Origin of the sequence: Tolypothrix bouteillei VB521301 (genome assembly GCF_000760695.4) — a bacterium.
GTDB classification, from domain to species: Bacteria; Cyanobacteriota; Cyanobacteriia; order Cyanobacteriales; family Nostocaceae; genus Scytonema; species Scytonema bouteillei_A.
Window position 1 is genome coordinate 3,347,841 of record NZ_JHEG04000001.1, and the last position, 16,341, is coordinate 3,364,181.

The window sequence follows — 16,341 nt, forward strand, 5'->3', positions numbered from 1 at the left end:
ATTCAATTGATTATCAAAATTCAGAATGTTATATTGACAATTAGCGATTATTCTTAGGTATAGGATTAGCTTTCCCACAGAAAATCGCTCGCGTAGAAACAACCAAGATAGAGTAGCATTCCTCTTCCTTTATCTGCCGCTATTCTGTAGTATTCTGTTATTAACTTCAATACTTCCCAAAAATATTCCCATTCATCATTTTCCCAAATAACTGCGTATGCGTTAGGGTTGAATATACAAGCTTCTTTATATCTTTCTCTAAAATCTGATAGTGAAATTTTAAGCAAGGCTTTAGAAATTGTATGAGTTTCGTCAGAATTTAGGTATTTTACAGGGCCATAATCCTTAAAATCGCCTTTGGTTCCATCAATAGGCGTTTTGCCCATAACTGCATTGATTAATAGACGGTTTTTTTCTTCCTTTATGGCAACAATAAAGGGAAATTTACTCTCTTCCCACAAGGATATGTCTTCAGTCAGCAAATAGTGAATCGCATGCCAATATACATCAATATCTAGTCTACCAATTCTCCATTCCTCCTCATCTAGAAGAACATCCCAGTTTTCATGAACGTAAATCTTTTTGGATTCCAAATATTTAGGCAGAGTTAGCAATGCATCTGTTTCTAAAGCTTTTTTAGCATGAAGATACAGATCGAGCAAATACAGATCTTTAGTCACTAAGTTTAAGAGAGGTGAAGATATTTGTTTAAAGTTTCCTTCTATACCCATATGCTGCTTTATTGCCTGACTGTAAGATGAGCATGCCAAAGAGTACCAATTGCCTTCAGAATAGAAGTCTGAGGCTATACAAACAAAGTCCCTTCGGGTATCTTAGGAGCGGAGACGCTATGTGCAAGGCACACGCTCTCGTCGCTATCGCGACACGCTTCGCGATGCTAAGCTATGCCCGTAAGGGCTATACGCGATGCCGCAGGCTATGCCCGCAGGGCTATACCCCAGTTCCCACGGTGCAGGAAACTCGCCTGCTTTCCCTGGACGCACCGCCTAAGCGGACTTCTTATTAAGTTCACGTAGGTGGACTTAGCTTGTATAGCGGCGATTTCAATCGCAAACGTGTTTTTTCCAAATTGGGATGCTTCTAACTGTAAAATTATGCGGATCTCCTAAACTTTGACTATTTTATCTTAGACGTTGATTAAGTTGAAGAACGAATAAAGCTAATTTTGTTATACCAGAAGGGTACAAAGCTCTATCTCTCGCGAGCGCTCAGCACGGGAGGCGGTAGCCTATTGGAAAAACTAGGGAAAATACTATAACAGTTTTGGTAGATACAGTGCCTAAAATAGTTGGTGCCGTTTCGTTGAATATGTTAGTCAATTGTGTTCCAGACACCAATATGATTTCAGTGAAGTAGGTCTGCATTTTTCTCGATTCAATTCTTATTAGGTAATACCAATGAAACTGAGGATTTTTTCAACTGCTGTATGCTTTTTAATAGTGGGTTTAATGACTACTTCTGCTCTTAAAGCACAAACACCACCCGCCAGCACATACACCCCAGGTGACTGGCAACCTGTGGCACGAGTTGCTAGCCCCAAAGCCCCTGTCGAACTTCAATTAGTCAATAAAACGGGATTAATGTTGGAATATGGTTTAACAGACCTAGGTTTTACTGGGAAATTACCTCCCGGAAGCAACACTGTACGTAAAGGTGTTATTCTTCCTGATTTCCTTCTAATTAATGCTATGGAACCACTGGTGAGATTAAACTATGACGTTACAGTTAATGGCAATGTTGTAACTGTAGCAATTCGACAAGCAGGTTCGGGTGCGGGAGATACAACAATTAACTTCCAGCAAACGGGCGGAATTTACGTTTACTAAATATTAATTATGGGGATGAGAGATTGGGGATTTTTAGTTGTTAGTCTTTGAAACTGCAACACCCTAATATGTCATCCCTTAGGTAGAAGTAACTATTGAGTTGTAGTGTTTGGGTTGAAGGGTAATGAACTGTAACTTAATTCCTACTCACCTCTATGCATCGCCAGTTGTTTTTGAGTAGGGTTTTAATAAGTGGTCGTTTTTAGTAGGGTTAATACGACTTTTTTGGGTCAGTATTAGGTAAGATAGACCCATGAACTCAAAAATACGAATGCTCTAAAAGCACGCCACAGCAAGCACTAATGGCTTTGGGTGAGGCATGGAAACGATGTTTTAAAAAAACTGCTGGTGTGCCAAAATTCAAAAAGAAAGGCAAGCAAGGATAACAAAAGACAATGATGCAGAATTCATTGACATGGAAGTACGTATTTTTGAGTAAAACTGTTATCAATTGGGTCGAATCTATGGCGTTACTGTTGACTGACCAAGCGATTCGCGAGTGGTCTCATTGATTTTACCTACACAGTTTTGTTTGGTTGGTTCCTCTATTCGTATCAAAGAGCGATCGCGGCTTCTGAAGTAGCTATATAATTTCAATTGATTCATAACAGTTATGCTGTAGTTCAATTCCCTGTAAATCTACGGGTATATATAGTAAATAATGATGTATTTACTTCCGATGGAAGGCAACTTTTAAAACCAAGTGTTATGCTTTGGGTTATCCATCCTTAACCCCACCCGTTGGTTCGTTTAATACAGTGTCTAGCTCAAAGTTAGTAAAAATTCCGCAACAATTGGCAGAGGAACAAATGCAACAAGAGCGAATGCATGATGTTCTTCTGCTACTCAATCATTTAGCTAAAAATGAGGAAGCCACCGTAAAGCTTATTTTGGATGCTCTATACGATGTCGCTTCAGTAAACTTAATTAACAAAAAGCTTCAGAATCGCTCTCTCAATGCTGTGGCAAAATCAATTGCGAGAATGTCCAAACCAGTCTTTAAAATCTTTGCACTGCGTTGGTTTCAAAAGAATTGTCCTCAATTGATTGCTGACTGGCTCTACTTACAAGCGACTTTCACTGTTGTACAACCACAACCTGTTCCTACTCCCATACTTCCAGAAGCCCAGTTAGACTCTTTATCAAGAATAGATAATACAAGTCAAGACGAGATTAGGCGTCTTCGTTCTGAGGTGAGATGTCTTGCGGGTATCTCATTGGGAGCGCTTGTTGCTCTTGGGACTACTGTTATATGGGGTAACCCCCAAGTAAAGACAATCTATTCTCAATCTACTTCTGCGCTCGGTATATGTATGCCAGCCGATGTTGAGAACGTTGATAGTCCCACAAGATAATCAAAAAGCAATAGAATGCAGTTGGTCTCAAGATAGAGAAGTCTTAGAGTCAACATGATTATATACGACATTAAAAATGTAGTTAAAACTTATCCCGGTCAAACCCAACCTGCTAACAAGAACATCTCCCTCCAAATTTCTGAAGCTGAAATTTTTGGGATTTTAGGTGATAATGGCGCTGGTAAAAGTACTCTAGTGCGCCAGATGGTCAATTTACTGGCAAGCGATTCTGGCTCGATTTCTCTTCTTGGGAAAAATATTGTTGAGGCTCCCTATTTAGTCCAAATGAACGTAGGGTATATGCCTCAAGAAAGCGGCGCACTCAATAATTTAACTGTAGGAGAAGCTTTATACTTTACTTCTCACCTTCGAGGATTGAGTCGCGCTGACGCACAAAAAGAGTGTAATTACTTATTGGATTTGTGGCAAATTCGCGAACTACGCCACAAACCAAGTTCGCGTCTGTCTGGCGGGCAAAGGCGACTGTTGCGTTTAGCAGTCGCAATGGCAGGTTTGCCACCCGTACTTATTCTCGATGAACCAACGAACGATCTCGATCCCCAACGTCGCAAACTTGTTTGGGATAATCTACGTCAAATTAATCAGGAACAAGGTACGACGATTATTTTGATTACTCATGATGCGATCGAAGCAGAAAAAGCAATTCAAAGAGTTGGGATTATGCGTGCAGGAGAATTGGTAGCAGTAGGACGCCCCAGCGAACTCAAGCAACAAGTAGATCGAATATTGCGTTTGGAATTATTTTTTTCACCAGACTCTCCGCCAGAGTTACCACCTAGTTTAACTTACATTCCACTAGAACCCGGTCATTGGCAGGTGTTATTGGAATGGGCTCAAGTCACGTCAACTCTTAATAGCCTTAATTTAGATAAGATAGACGACTTTCGACTTTACTCAGCAACTCTAGAAGATTTATACCTGCACTATGCCACCCAAGCATAACCCTTCGATATTTGTACAAATTTTGGACTTATTTCTGATGGAACTAACTAACTGGCGTTGGTCTTGGCAGACAATAATCCTTAATAGCACAATCACTCCCATACTGGGAATTGTTGCTCTTGGTAGCTTTGCCCGAGGTACGGGAGAGGAAGCACAGGTGTATATTTTGATAGGTAATCTCGTTATGTCCCTCATGTTTGGTAATTTGGGCAACGTATCGTCTCGATTTACCTACATGAGATTTGCGGGAACTTTAGACTATTACGCAACGTTACCCATTCGCCGCGAAGCTCTAATTTTAGCAACTGTTGTGTCCTTCTTCCTGCTATCGCTACCATCGTTATTAGTAAGTCTTGGATTTGGTGTTTTTTACCTCCAACTTCCTCTGAGGTTCAACCCGCTCATTCTGCTTGTGATTCCCCTGTGCGTTTTACCTTTATCAGGTGTTGGTGCAATTATAGGAACATATGTCCGCACTCCGGAAGAAAGCGGCTCTTTAAGTTTGCTGTTCACAATGGTTATGTTATTTATTGGTCCGGTATTAATTCCAGCCAGTCGTTTACCAGAAATAGCAATTCTTTTAGGGCATTTAAGTCCTGCAACTTACGCTGCTGATGCTTTGAGACAAACTCTTCTTCCAACAGGTATAACTCAAAAATTAATCATAGATATAGTTGTTTTGATTGGCTTTTCGCTCTTCACCTTTTACTTGGTGGGACGTAAGGTAGATTGGCGACAGCAGTAGAATTACGTTTGTATCTTGCATCTATCTTTTAAAAGATTCTCTTATAATTTCTACAAAATTATTAAAAATAATATGACTCACTTTAATACTTTAGTCATAATTCCCTCAGATACAAACGATGTTGAAGCAAAAGTTAAGGAACTTATGTATCCTTACTACTCCTATTTAGAAGTAGAACCTTACAAAGAATATCTCAGTCAAAACGAACTACAACAAGAAGTAGAATACTTGAAAAATCTTCCCCAAGATGAGATAGAAAAAATGGCTTCAGATTGGGGAGTAAAGAATGATGATTTAGAAAATTTAGCTAAAATGACATTAGAATGGTTTGATGAAGTTATAGATGGTGTAGACGAAAAGGGTGAATATAAAATATATACCCACAATCCTCAAGGCAAATGGGATTGGTACAAATTTATCGAGCAAGAAAGCGCTGAGTCATCAGAACCTATCTTTTACCCGTGTCGCGTAAGCGAAATTCCTTCAGTAGTACCTTACGCAATTATCACTCCAGAGGGTCAATGGTATGAGTTAGGTTTTTATGCAGGCTTAGAAAGCTTTGTCAAAAATTTGAAGGGAGAAACAGCAATGAATCCAGACCAGATAAATTGGGAACAGAAAGTTCAAGAAATAAAATTCCGTTACTCAAATTATCTGGCTGTTGCTTTACATTGCCACGATTAGTTCTTTTCCGTCACGGCTAGCTGTTTCCGTCGATACTTGAACATTGCTGCTGCACCCAAAGCCCCAAACGTTAACAAACCAAAGGTTGTCGAAGATTCGGGTACGGACTTAGCTCTAATTGCGGCTAGCGCTGCTTCTGCAACTAACTTGTGAGCGTTTGTAGTAGGATGAACTTCATCAAAGAAAAGAAAATCGTTGGGATTATCACAGGTTTTCAAGACTTGATTTATTGTAATTTTATATATTACGCAAGAGGTAGTCACATCTTTAAAACCAAATTCTCCTGGATTAGCGATCGCCTGATTAAATAACGAATTAATATCAACAGGGATGATATTAACTCCAGGAATATTATTGCTTAATTGAGCTATAGATGTTGCTAATACCGCATTATGAGCGTTGGTTGCAGCGGTTAAAATGGGGGAATTTGCAGATCCCAATACAATTGGAGTTTTGCCTAGATCGGGTAAATTAAATACCAAAATATTTTGGGCACCTGCTTGGGCAAGTAACTCTACTGAATTTGATATATTCTTTACTATTTGAACAACGTCAGGATTTTGACCGAATAAGTAATCGTTTCCTCCTCCCCACACAGCATAGAGCCCATTCGCATCTACCGTTTGGTTATTTGCTAGAAACCCGGTGACTTGCGCCAGCACTCCTGGTGCGCCAGGAACAAAAGCATTGCCTTGACCCGAGGTAGACCCCCCAAAAGCAAAGTTGATACCTTGGGTTGGAATCGTAGTACTGAGATTGGTGGATAAAGTGGGTGTTAATCCTAGAGCTTGTCCGAGGTAGTCCACCCAAACTTTATCGTTGGAAAAACGTCCTTGAAAGTACGGCGGGCTTGGAGGAATCGCACCTGAAGGCAGTTGCTGAGTAATGTTAAATATATTACCAGTGTCAGACAGGCTATCACCAAATACGTTAAATTGGCTAAAGGCTGCAGAAGCTTTTAGCGGCACACTTAAAGAAACGAAGACCAATCCTGCTGTCAAAAGTTCTTTTTTCATATCTACGCTGTTCTTTGTATTTTTTGTACTTTATTAAACTTAGTAAACAGAGATAGCACTGGTTTAGCCTAAATCCTTACTGCTCTCTAAAAAAGGAACTTTTTCTAGAAACCCAACAGGTAATTCTACGTACCAGGATACAGAGCAATTATTTAAACAAGCTATCACAGACGATCGCTGTTAGTAAGTATCTTCACTAGTTTTTTATTATTAACAGGATTTAGCATGTCCGGAATTTACAGTAGTAAAATTGTTGATAACATTAATCACAATATATAGAGAGGACAAACGATGACTGTCTTTGTAGCCGTTAATGACACTTTGGCTTTTTCAACATATTCCACACAAGGTACAGAGAGTATCGTTCTTTCCTCGATCGCGCAGGAATGAAGCGTGCAATTCCTCTGTGAACCTTGTGCAAAAAAATTGCATGCACCGAGGAAATACAAATGAATTTGAACTGTTTGGGCTGGAGTGATTTTTTTGCTTCTAGCTTTGAACCATTACGCAAAGAAGGATTGACTGTCGCTAGGGTAGCTATTGAACACAAAAATACTTATGTTCTTTATAGCGATCGCGGAGAACTGTCAGCAGAGGTCACGGGTAAACTGAGATACCAAGCGACTGAAGCAAAAGATTTTCCTGCTGTGGGAGATTGGGTTGTTATTCGGGTGAGGGATTCTGAAAAGCGAGCAACTATCCAGGCAATTTTACCCAGAAAAAGCAAATTTTCTCGTAAGGCTGTAGGCGCTAAAACGGAAGAACAAATCGTTGCTACTAACATTGATACAGTGTTTTTAGTCTCGGGATTGGATGGAGACTTTAACCCCAGAAGAATCGAGCGCTATCTGATGACAGCTTGGGATAGTGGAGCGACGCCTGTTATTTTGCTTAATAAAGCAGACTTATGCGAGCGCGTAGAACAATGCGTGGCTGAAGTGGAAGCAATTGCCTTTGGTGTACCTATTATAGTTTTAAGTGCTGGCACTTCTCAAGGCTTGGATGCCTTAAAACCCTACCTCCAATCCGGACAAACCGTGGCTTTACTGGGATCGTCTGGTGTTGGTAAATCCACTATCAGCAATCAATTGATAGGAACAGAAGTTCAAACTGTTCGAGCGGTAAGAAAAGGAGACGATCGCGGGAAGCACACAACTACCCATCGAGAGTTAATTTTACTGCCAACAGGTGCTTTGATTGTCGATACACCAGGTATGCGGGAACTCCAAATTTGGTCGGGGGACGAGGGGTTGCAGGAAACATTTGCAGATATTGAAATGTTGGTACAACAGTGTCGTTTCCGAAATTGCCAGCACGAGCGCGAACCAGGTTGTGCAGTGCAACAAGCATTGGATGGAGGAACGCTCGACTATCGCAGGTTTCTAAACTATCAAAAATTGCAAAAAGAACTGAATTATCTTGCTCGCAAGCAAGACCAAAGGTTGAATTTATTGGAGAAAGAACGATGGAAAAAAATTCATAAAGAAATCCGAAATTACAAAAAGCGTTGATTGGGGAGAGGGTTAGGGTGTGTTTTCAATGTGTTAGATTCCCCCTAGCCCTTTAATCGGAAGGGCTAGGACATCCGTGACAGGTTAAGAAAAAGTGCATTTTGTCAATCAGCTAAAATACTCAAATGAGTTATTTATTGTCATTAATGCCACAACTTTTTTAAGACTTATTGCTCCAATCACCGTAACTTTTGCTCCCCGGTAAAATGGCTTCATTTCATATACTCTTGTTCCCTTTTGTGAACGTGCATGCGTTCTTGCTAAACCCAGTATTACCCCTGTTTCATCTAAAAATACCAAGTTTTCTGGCTCTATCTCCTTGACTTTTTCCCAATATTCTACTCTGAGTTTTTGAACTCTTGGAGTTGCTGCTTGGCTACTCCGCAATGTTTTTTTTTGCGATTTAATCCTAATTTTTGTAAAGAACGACACATTGCCGTCTGACTCACCCAATTACCTGTCTTTGCCGCAAATAATTCACAGAATTCCACTATTGTTGCATCCGGATTCTCTGACACTAGTTCTCTTAACTCTAATTCCGCATTTGTCAGATGACTAAATCGTGGCTTACCCGGTTTTAATGGTTGTAAATTACCATGACTTTTTTGTTGCTTTACTAGCTTTTGTACTAAACTTTTGCTCACTGCAAATCTGAGTGCTACTTGACGAATCGAGATTTTTTCCTCAATATGCGCTGCCACTATTTTTTCTCGAATATCTACTGAATATGCTTTCATGACAGTATTATCTTTTGATTTTATTAATACTAACTGTACCTCATAACATCGGAAACTGCTGTAAATCATTTTGTCAGATTGAAAATATGTTGACAACCATGTAGTAACAATCGGAAACCAAATTTTTTCAATTGTTAAGAATAGTAAGGATAAAAATCTTTGTAATTTTTTTCGTCTGCTTTCAAATAAAATAGGGATTGGGAGATTTGTTGCTAATGCTTCTAAACTAACTTTTTTAATTGACTGTAAAACATTAATTAAAATTGTTAGCAGTAAGTATTCAGTTGGGCTAAATTGACTTTTTAAGTGTGTTTGGTAAAATAAAGGTATCATTGTCATTAGATAGGTCTTGTTGACAAAGGTAGACCTATCTTTTTTTACCACAACTTGCTGCACACTTGAACTCATAAGCTTTTCAGGCTATTTTGTCGCCCCTTCAGGTGATATTGCCAAAGCTGCTTTAAATAAGTCAGCACCAACGGGCAAATGTTAATATTTTTAACAAAAACTGACTTGTAGCCACACATTTTCATACTATTCTTAAAAATATTTGTAAAAACTTAGTTTTTAAGTTTTATAAAAGTCGTGCAACAACCGTCCTAAAAACGTTTTCTTTTCTTATGAATATGACCACAACTCTAAGTACAACCGTAGTTCTTAACGCCGACCAAATCAGGAAGACTCAGGAAGCCATTGATGCATATATTCACAGCATTAAGACCAGCCCAAATCATCGAGCTGGTGCTGTCCCCTACTATCGTTTTCATGATGCAGGACAACCAATTCGTGGGACGGTACTGCTGTTCCACGGCTTAAGTGCTAGTCCTCACCAAATGTGGCGATTGGCAGATTACCTATTTTCCAAATGAGGATGCTGCGGATATCGATACAAACAAAGACTTGTTTAAAAAGATTGGTGGTGAGCAAAAAGGGCATTACTTGTATACATATCCTACTACTGATCTAGTGCCACACCCAATGGTAGACCCCACAGAAGTCAGCCAAAATATGAGTAATCGCTTTTGGCAAAGCCTTTACCAAGAGACTTTCCGCTTCCTCACCACTGGCAAAGTTAATCCTAATAATCTGAGTAACACTGAACAAGAATCAGATGTGCCTGCTGTTGCTCCTGTTGCATAAAAGTTTGGTTTGCCGAAAAGTACCAACCTAGAAAGCCTGTACCGCTCCCACAGCAATCTGTATTGATGAAGCAATTAGCGTGAGTATTCAGGAGATTTTGATAACGGAGGAGAGAATTTACAATGAGCAGTCAAACTCAAACCCAAGTTGCCACATCTGATGTCATCAAATTTGGCGACACCGTTTACTTAGAACATATGAGCGGGCGGTACATCACCGCATGCGATCGCGGCAAAGCCCATCGCTATAATTGGCCTCGGCTCGATGGGACTGACAAAGTGAAGTTTGAGATTGTGGGTCAGTCAGAGGGCGAACTCACGGATGGCAGCATCATCAAACTGAAATCGACTGAATCGGAGTTGGGCGATTGCAATCTTCTAGGAGCCTTTCAAGACAGTCACGATTGCTACTATTGGAGCGACTGCAAGCAAACCAAGAAATTCTGGGAAGTTACTTTCTATGAAACCAAACAAAATTGGCGGATCACCAAGAAAGATCGCAACTCAGACAACAAGATTCGCTATGGCGATCAGGTATATCTGACCAACCTCCACTACAAAAACCAGCGATTATCCCGTGACTCCTGGTATAAGGGATACATAACAACAGTGCCCAATGCGAATGAATGGTGGACGCTTAAAGCCGAAGGCACGCAAGATAATGTCGGCATTAGCTCTGAAGCAGCGCTGCTGCGACGGTTATTTGAGCCGAAGGTCAAAGGCTATAGTGCTGCCAACATGGCTTATATGGCTTACTGTGCAGAAGCGGCTTATGGTAGTCCCGAAGTTAGTAAAGCCAAGATGGAACAACTGGGTTTCACCATCAACGGCACTGAACATTTCATCGACCTCCCTGGCTCTGATACCCAATGTCTGGTCGTGGGTGATGCAGAAAAAATAATCATCGCCTTTCGGGGTACTGAGAATTTGAAGGATTGGAGAACCGACCTGGAATTGCTTAAAACCGCTTGGAAGATTGGTGCTGGTGCAGTACATAAGGGCTTTTATGAAGCGATGGAATCTGTATTGTCTCAGGTTGTCGATCGCGTCAAGCAACTGCGGACAAACAATCAACCGATTTGGTTCACCGGACATAGTTTAGGTGGTGCATTGGCTGCCCTCGCCTGTGCCACCTTCTGTCAAGATAAAGATCGAGAGTTAACGACCTATGAGGTTGCTGGGATTTATACCTTTGGTCAACCTCGCATTGGCGATCGGATTTTTATGAAAGCCTTTGATGCCGAAGCCAGAGCCCGTTACTTCCGGGTAGTCAACAATAATGACATTGTTCCTCGCATCCCTAGCATGGGGTACCAGCATGGCGGAAATCTGGTATACTTTGATGCGTTTGGGAATTTCTATAATAATGCAATCATAGCCTTGTGGAACCCCATGTCTTGGTGGCGACGGCTTCAGGGTTACTATGCGAGCCTTTTCAACCTTGATTCCGATGATATTGGCGATCACCGCATGGGTGACTATCGCATCTTGACGATGCGCCGACTTGAAGGGATGTAGCAGAATGGCACTCGAACTGAGCCACTAATATAGAGCGATCGCTTATCTCGCGATTGCTCTCAAACCTCCAAAACCTGAAATAACCTTACAAAAAGCACAGGCTGACAGTTTTCCAAATTAATGAAAGTGAAAACAGTCGAGTTAAAACAGCATCCAATAGCAAGTTTGCCGGATGAGACGTTAGAAACCAAGTTACATAGCCTCAGCGAAGCGCACAGGTATGAATTTAGTAACAAAAATATAGAGTCTGCTGGTCATAAAAAATTTCCTAACAGATTAAGTTAATCATTGCATCCTTTCCTGAAAAACAGCGAGGCACTGACCAATTTTTCTTCCAAGCTTCTTCTAAAAGCCCCTTGACAACTGCCTTGCAGCCTTAACTTGTGACAAATGGGGCTAGGATGCTTTTAAAGTCCCCTTTTTCAGGGGTGAAGCGGGGGCTTTAAAATTTAGGGGGCTAAAAAAGTAGTGTGACACACCCTTGAAGAAGTTGGAGAGATGAATACTGGATAAACGATTTATTGGAGTACGGTAATCTGTATACGAAAGCTCCTCAATCCCATTTAAAATTAAAACTATAAAAGAGAATTGAGGAGCTTCCAGGATGCAAGTTACATACGATTCTGATAAGCGCAAATTGCTGTCATCTCTGTCTCACGGTGCAATATTCTTCAGCACAGCGCTGTTTTCGATTGGTATTCCAATAGTAATTAACTTAATTTCGGATGACCCAGTTGTTAAAAGTAACGCCAAAGAATCTATTAATTTTCACTTTAATGTTTGGTTTTGGGCGACTGTCATTGGAGTCCCCTTAGGTATTTTATCTTGGCTTACCTTTGGGCTTGGTGGAATTTTGTTCTTTCCAGTTGTTGCGTTTGGCTTTTTACTACACTGGGGACTGACAATTTGGGCATTGTTACATTGTTTTAGCAATCCTGACGAACCGTTCCGTTATCCGTTCATTTTTCGACTGTTTTAATTACAAAAAAATGCAGGGGTTAGGGAGAATTTACAATAACGCATTCCTTCTAACTCCTACTTTCTGCTTTTATGCTTGTAAATCATTCATTAATTAACTGCGATTGGAGGTTGTTACTGACTACCATTTCATAATGTTCTACTGTTGGAAATGGCTCGTAAAAATGATGCAACAATTGACGCCATTGTTCGTACTCTGAGGATTGACGAAAACCAACTGTATGGTCTTCTAATTTTTCCCATTGCACTAGTAAAATATACTTATTATCTGCCTCCAAACATCGTTGTAGCTCGTGACTCACATAGCCATTCATTGAAGAAATAATTGATGAAGCTAGCTTGAAAGCTTTCTCAAATTCTGGTGATTTTCCGGGTTTTATCTGGAGAATTGCAACTTCTAAAATCATATTTCTTTCAAGAAAAATATTTATTTATATCCTTTGCAATATATCGTATTTTGTAATTTAAGATTCAAGACTTGTCAGTTAAGCCTAAAAATACGAAAACACGTAGGTCGGGTTGAGGAACGAAACCCAACATTTACTTTATATCGGTAAATAGATAGAAAGCATTATCAATCATAAAAAACATAATAGTAGATAGCAGAATATACAGGAGAAATTCCATGATTCCTGGGAACAGTGCATTCAAACATCTCAGCCACAATGTTGTATCGCAGTATAATTTATTTCTTACTGCTCGCAGACTGGGCGATCGCACAAAAGTTTTCAAATTTCTTATAACAGGTGTAGCAGTCTTGGGTTCTTTAACACCTCAACTAGCGTGGGCGCAAAGGGATCTTAATTCCTATGGTTCGCAAGGTACAGGTAACTATTTAAGGTATCCTTTTGGAACGCGCATTGCGCCCAATGGTAGAATTACTACACCAAATAACGGTACTCTTTACCCTTCCAATACAATTGATAATGGTAATGGCACAAAAACTTTCTATTACCGCAATGGAACTCGTGTCATTCTTAGAAAAGATAAGATGAAACCAGGTGGAGTGTATCTCAGTCCAAACAGCACCAATGGAGGATTGCGAACAACTCCCAATCGAGCACTTCCCCCATTTAAAGATCTCAGAAATCAGTAATTACTTTAATAAGCAGTATCAAGAGTCAGTGCAAAGACAGACTGAGTGGCGAGCATTTTCTTAACCACTTCTGCATCAACGCCTAAAAATCTTAAAGAGCTTAACTCGTTTATTACATTTAACAGACTATACTCCACCACGCGAAAACCTTGTTCGGAAGCGAATTGTCGCGCTTGCTCGGGAGTTGTAAAATTACGATCGACTAAAGATCTACCTGTAAAGTCGGTTCCCGTTTGTATGAGCTTTTGTAATTCTGGGTCATTTTCTAGCGATCGCGAAAGGCTCACTGTATCAATGAAATCAGGGGTAATCCAAACTCCACCATAAGCGTGAAGCACTTCTCGGACATTGCTACAGACTTTTTGCTTTTCTGACAGTGTAAGATGGGTCAGCAACCCCTCACACAAAATCATGACTGGCTGTTCTGCTTTAAAATGAAAGGTACTTTTTAAAAAATCGCTGCGACTGCTAGTAGCATCTAATTCTACAAAGTGCAAATTGGGACGTTCCCCAATAAGTTGCTGAACCAGTTGCTGCTTGCAACAAATCATTGCAGGCAGATCGGTTTCAATAAAAGTGATGTTAGGGTCACAAGATAAGTTAAGACCACGCGGTAGCAAACCAGATGCTAGCTCAAGAATTTGTGTTATTTGATATTGAGCCATGACTTGGTTAATTGCTTTGTAGCGAGCTTCCACGCGTGCTGTCAGCAAAACGCTCTTGTCTTGCTTTTGCGGTAAAGATATCTCTATGAATCTTTGCGCTTCTACCAATTGTGCCAGATCTTGAGCATGGGGAATATCTGTAAACTGTCTGGCTAAACTTACCATGAAAGCAGTGAGGCTAATTTTATCGAAGTCATTGACTTGGTATGCGTTCATGGGTTTTTCTTGGTTAAGCTTTTCTATTTGCTTTTTCTCTAACTGGGAAACTCGCGACTTTAACAGTAACAACGCACGTCTTCCCCACACTCATCAGCAAGGTAGCAAAGGGCGCGAAACCTCAAACTGGAAACTTGCTCGTAAAAGGGATTGAGCTTGCAAAGAGGCGGAATATGGGCTACTTTTTGCCCAAAAAGATAGATATCGCGCTCAAAAGGACATTGAACTGGAATCGATCTGCAGAGAAAATGGGCTATTTTGGGGCTGGTGATTTCGATGCGATCGAGCCAATGACGAATCGGTTGCAGGAGATCCAGGCTGTTCAATTGGAAGTTAATGCAGTCGTTCTGATAAGGATTGTTTCTGATGAAGTTAAGCATTGTTGTGTCTCTGTAAACTACTAATTAGCAGTTTAAAGATAATTCTGAGAAATGACACTACTTGAAAAATATAAGTTTATTTTATGACTTATAACTCTAACTTAACTGTTTTGAATCAGTTTGCAAAGTTTAACAACAGTGACTAGTTAAACATTAGACTTGTGTATAGTCCTTACACTGTGGTGGAGATATAACAGTAGAATTCCATCATAGAGCAAGTACTATGCAAAGAATTGAAGCAAACGCACTTAAAAATAACCTGGGCTAGTTGCTAGAGCGTATTAGGCAGCCAATAGAGGAATACTCCCAACAAACTCAACTTTCCCCAGAGTGAGTGATTGAGTTAGCGATCGCTCAGTTCATAGATATGGACTCTGTGACTTTTGATGATTGTCAGATTGATTCACCAGGAGTACTTAGGGAACAAAATAAAATCCTAAAAATTCAGCTAGAAGCTGCACAAACAAAGCTAGGGTTGGTGTGATTATCATTGGTGGTAATCTGAATTTGGTGAAAGTCCGTCAACTATATTTCGCGCAACTATGCTTAAAAGCCAGATTCAACTGATTGACAGCACGACGCAAGAAATTTTCCCGGCTGCTCCTGATGGAACTGTGTTACTCTCAAGTATGAATGCGGGCTGGCGCGGAATTACGGTAGAACTTCACCAAATCGCACCGCTTGAACTCCCCGAACACTACATTGAAGGACACCGTCTCATTGTCCATACTGGCAAACCAATCCATTATGAATGGAAAGATAGTAGTCGTTGGCGACAGAAGCTTCTCAAACCTGGTGACTTTTGCCTTCAAACACATGGAGATATGAATGCACCCCGTTGGAGAGAAAAATTTGAGTTTGTCGCAATATCTCTGGAACCAGAATTTGTCAGCCAAGTTTTTCAAGATACTGTTGCAACTGAAAATGTCGCTTTTCAAGAACGACGTTGCGAATATGACCCGATTGTAACTCACTTTGCGTCGCGTTTCAAAACAGAGTTGAAATCCAGAAATTATGCTGGAGGATTGTACGGTGAATCTCTGGGATTGGCATTTGCACTACATTTATTGGCACATCATGGGGTTAGCAGTAAAAAACCTCTTGAACCAAAAGGAAAGCTATCGGGATTGCAATTGAGACAAGCTATTGAGTATATCCACGATCATCTAAGCGAGGATTTGAGTCTTATTGCTTTAGCAGACCAAGTCAATCTCAGCCCCTATCACTTTGCTCGTTTGTTTAAGCGATCGCTTAGACGCTCTCCCCATCAGTACGTGCTGCAAAATCGAGTAGAGCGAGCTAAGCAATTAATTTCAATCTCTCCATATGCGAATTTAACAGATATTGGTCTACAAGTTGGTTTCTACGACCAAGCACATTTCACCAAAGCTTTTAAGCAGATTGTTGGTGTTTTACCAAAAAACTTCTCAAAACTACAAGCGCACCCATTGATTCCTCTCGCTTCTTAATTCCAAAACAAGAGCAAGAATT

General features: G+C 40.4%; 20 protein-coding genes and 1 pseudogene. 12 read left to right on the top strand and 9 right to left on the bottom strand.

Annotated elements, in window-relative coordinates; all coding sequences use genetic code 11:
* Positions 1 to 65 precede the first annotated feature (65 nt).
* The gene (locus HC643_RS13315) at positions 66 to 731 is read right to left on the bottom strand and encodes a DUF1877 family protein (RefSeq protein ID WP_038073030.1); all 666 of its coding nucleotides are present in this window, start codon (positions 729 to 731) and stop codon (positions 66 to 68) included.
* 687 nt (positions 732 to 1,418) lie between these two features.
* Here HC643_RS13315 and HC643_RS13320 point away from each other — a divergent pair.
* Positions 1,419 to 1,847, top strand: a complete 429-nt coding sequence (locus tag HC643_RS13320; protein ID WP_038073032.1) for a hypothetical protein — start codon at positions 1,419 to 1,421, stop codon at positions 1,845 to 1,847.
* A gap of 462 nt (positions 1,848 to 2,309) precedes the next feature.
* Here HC643_RS13320 and HC643_RS13330 read toward each other — a convergent pair whose 3' ends face one another.
* The gene (locus tag HC643_RS13330) at positions 2,310 to 2,453 is read right to left on the bottom strand and encodes a hypothetical protein (protein ID WP_153021459.1); all 144 of its coding nucleotides are present in this window, start codon (positions 2,451 to 2,453) and stop codon (positions 2,310 to 2,312) included.
* 152 nt (positions 2,454 to 2,605) lie between these two features.
* On the opposite strand from HC643_RS13330, the gene HC643_RS13335 reads away from it, so the two are divergent.
* From HC643_RS13335 to HC643_RS13350, 4 genes are all read left to right on the top strand, one after another.
* Positions 2,606 to 3,202, top strand: coding sequence for a hypothetical protein (locus tag HC643_RS13335; protein ID WP_237265876.1), 597 nt, complete (start codon positions 2,606 to 2,608; stop codon positions 3,200 to 3,202).
* Positions 3,203 to 3,256: 54 nt separating this feature from the next.
* Positions 3,257 to 4,165 carry an ABC transporter ATP-binding protein gene (locus HC643_RS13340; protein ID WP_038073035.1) on the top strand — a complete coding sequence of 303 codons (909 nt, stop codon included), beginning with the start codon at positions 3,257 to 3,259 and terminating at the stop codon, positions 4,163 to 4,165.
* Between the two features lie 37 nt (positions 4,166 to 4,202).
* Entirely contained in the window at positions 4,203 to 4,910 is a 708-nt protein-coding gene (locus HC643_RS13345; protein WP_237265877.1) for an ABC transporter permease, read from the top strand.
* A gap of 72 nt (positions 4,911 to 4,982) precedes the next feature.
* Entirely contained in the window at positions 4,983 to 5,594 is a 612-nt protein-coding gene (locus HC643_RS13350; protein WP_038073039.1) for a hypothetical protein, read from the top strand.
* Here the strand turns inward: HC643_RS13350 and HC643_RS13355 are convergent.
* Entirely contained in the window at positions 5,591 to 6,610 is a 1,020-nt protein-coding gene (locus tag HC643_RS13355) for an SGNH/GDSL hydrolase family protein (RefSeq protein ID WP_038073042.1), read from the bottom strand. The genes HC643_RS13350 and HC643_RS13355 overlap by 4 nt on opposite strands.
* Positions 6,611 to 7,059: 449 nt before the next feature.
* Here HC643_RS13355 and rsgA point away from each other — a divergent pair, with 449 nt between their 5' ends.
* On the top strand, positions 7,060 to 8,121 hold the full coding sequence (rsgA, locus tag HC643_RS13360; RefSeq protein ID WP_038073044.1) for a ribosome small subunit-dependent GTPase A: 1,062 nt from the start codon (positions 7,060 to 7,062) through the stop codon (positions 8,119 to 8,121).
* 108 nt (positions 8,122 to 8,229) lie between these two features.
* On the opposite strand, the gene HC643_RS13365 is transcribed toward rsgA, so the two are convergent.
* The 3 genes and pseudogenes from HC643_RS13365 to HC643_RS41365 all read right to left on the bottom strand — a co-directional run.
* The gene (locus HC643_RS13365) at positions 8,230 to 8,508 is read right to left on the bottom strand and encodes a transposase (RefSeq protein WP_167844678.1); all 279 of its coding nucleotides are present in this window, start codon (positions 8,506 to 8,508) and stop codon (positions 8,230 to 8,232) included.
* Positions 8,460 to 8,927 (bottom strand): helix-turn-helix domain-containing protein, encoded by a 468-nt coding sequence (locus HC643_RS41360; RefSeq protein WP_336604405.1) that lies wholly within the window; start codon positions 8,925 to 8,927, stop codon positions 8,460 to 8,462. The genes HC643_RS13365 and HC643_RS41360 overlap by 49 nt, the downstream gene beginning before the upstream one ends.
* Positions 8,919 to 9,191 (bottom strand): annotated as a pseudogene (locus HC643_RS41365) (IS4 family transposase); the annotation flags it as partial. The pseudogene HC643_RS41365 and the gene HC643_RS41360, both read right to left, overlap by 9 nt.
* 287 nt (positions 9,192 to 9,478) lie before the next feature.
* On the opposite strand from HC643_RS41365, the gene HC643_RS40820 reads away from it, so the two are divergent.
* The 4 genes from HC643_RS40820 (at position 9,479) to HC643_RS13385 (ending at position 12,494) form a co-directional block, all read left to right on the top strand.
* Entirely contained in the window at positions 9,479 to 9,727 is a 249-nt protein-coding gene (locus HC643_RS40820) for an alpha/beta fold hydrolase (RefSeq protein WP_202048613.1), read from the top strand.
* A 109-nt stretch (positions 9,728 to 9,836) separates the two neighbouring features.
* Positions 9,837 to 9,998, top strand: a complete 162-nt coding sequence (locus tag HC643_RS40825; protein ID WP_202048614.1) for a hypothetical protein — start codon at positions 9,837 to 9,839, stop codon at positions 9,996 to 9,998.
* Between the two features lie 122 nt (positions 9,999 to 10,120).
* The gene (locus HC643_RS13380; RefSeq protein WP_050045749.1) at positions 10,121 to 11,515 is read left to right on the top strand and encodes a lipase family protein; all 1,395 of its coding nucleotides are present in this window, start codon (positions 10,121 to 10,123) and stop codon (positions 11,513 to 11,515) included.
* Between the two features lie 604 nt (positions 11,516 to 12,119).
* Positions 12,120 to 12,494 carry a DUF4870 domain-containing protein gene (locus HC643_RS13385; RefSeq protein WP_038073047.1) on the top strand — a complete coding sequence of 125 codons (375 nt, stop codon included), beginning with the start codon at positions 12,120 to 12,122 and terminating at the stop codon, positions 12,492 to 12,494.
* Between the two features lie 82 nt (positions 12,495 to 12,576).
* On the opposite strand, the gene HC643_RS13390 is transcribed toward HC643_RS13385, so the two are convergent.
* Positions 12,577 to 12,900: an antibiotic biosynthesis monooxygenase family protein gene (locus HC643_RS13390; RefSeq protein ID WP_038073049.1), complete on the bottom strand. Its 324-nt coding sequence runs from the start codon at positions 12,898 to 12,900 to the stop codon at positions 12,577 to 12,579.
* A gap of 218 nt (positions 12,901 to 13,118) precedes the next feature.
* On the opposite strand from HC643_RS13390, the gene HC643_RS13395 reads away from it, so the two are divergent.
* Positions 13,119 to 13,589 carry a hypothetical protein gene (locus HC643_RS13395; RefSeq protein WP_038073051.1) on the top strand — a complete coding sequence of 157 codons (471 nt, stop codon included), beginning with the start codon at positions 13,119 to 13,121 and terminating at the stop codon, positions 13,587 to 13,589.
* 5 nt (positions 13,590 to 13,594) lie between these two features.
* Here the strand turns inward: HC643_RS13395 and HC643_RS13400 are convergent, their stop codons facing one another.
* The gene (locus HC643_RS13400) at positions 13,595 to 14,470 is read right to left on the bottom strand and encodes a class I SAM-dependent methyltransferase (protein ID WP_038073053.1); all 876 of its coding nucleotides are present in this window, start codon (positions 14,468 to 14,470) and stop codon (positions 13,595 to 13,597) included.
* A 59-nt stretch (positions 14,471 to 14,529) separates the two neighbouring features.
* Entirely contained in the window at positions 14,530 to 14,850 is a 321-nt protein-coding gene (locus HC643_RS13405; protein WP_072040744.1) for a Mo-dependent nitrogenase C-terminal domain-containing protein, read from the bottom strand.
* 542 nt (positions 14,851 to 15,392) lie between these two features.
* Between HC643_RS13405 and HC643_RS13410 the strand changes: the two genes are divergently transcribed.
* The gene (locus HC643_RS13410; protein ID WP_038073057.1) at positions 15,393 to 16,319 is read left to right on the top strand and encodes a helix-turn-helix domain-containing protein; all 927 of its coding nucleotides are present in this window, start codon (positions 15,393 to 15,395) and stop codon (positions 16,317 to 16,319) included.
* Positions 16,320 to 16,341 lie beyond the last annotated feature (22 nt).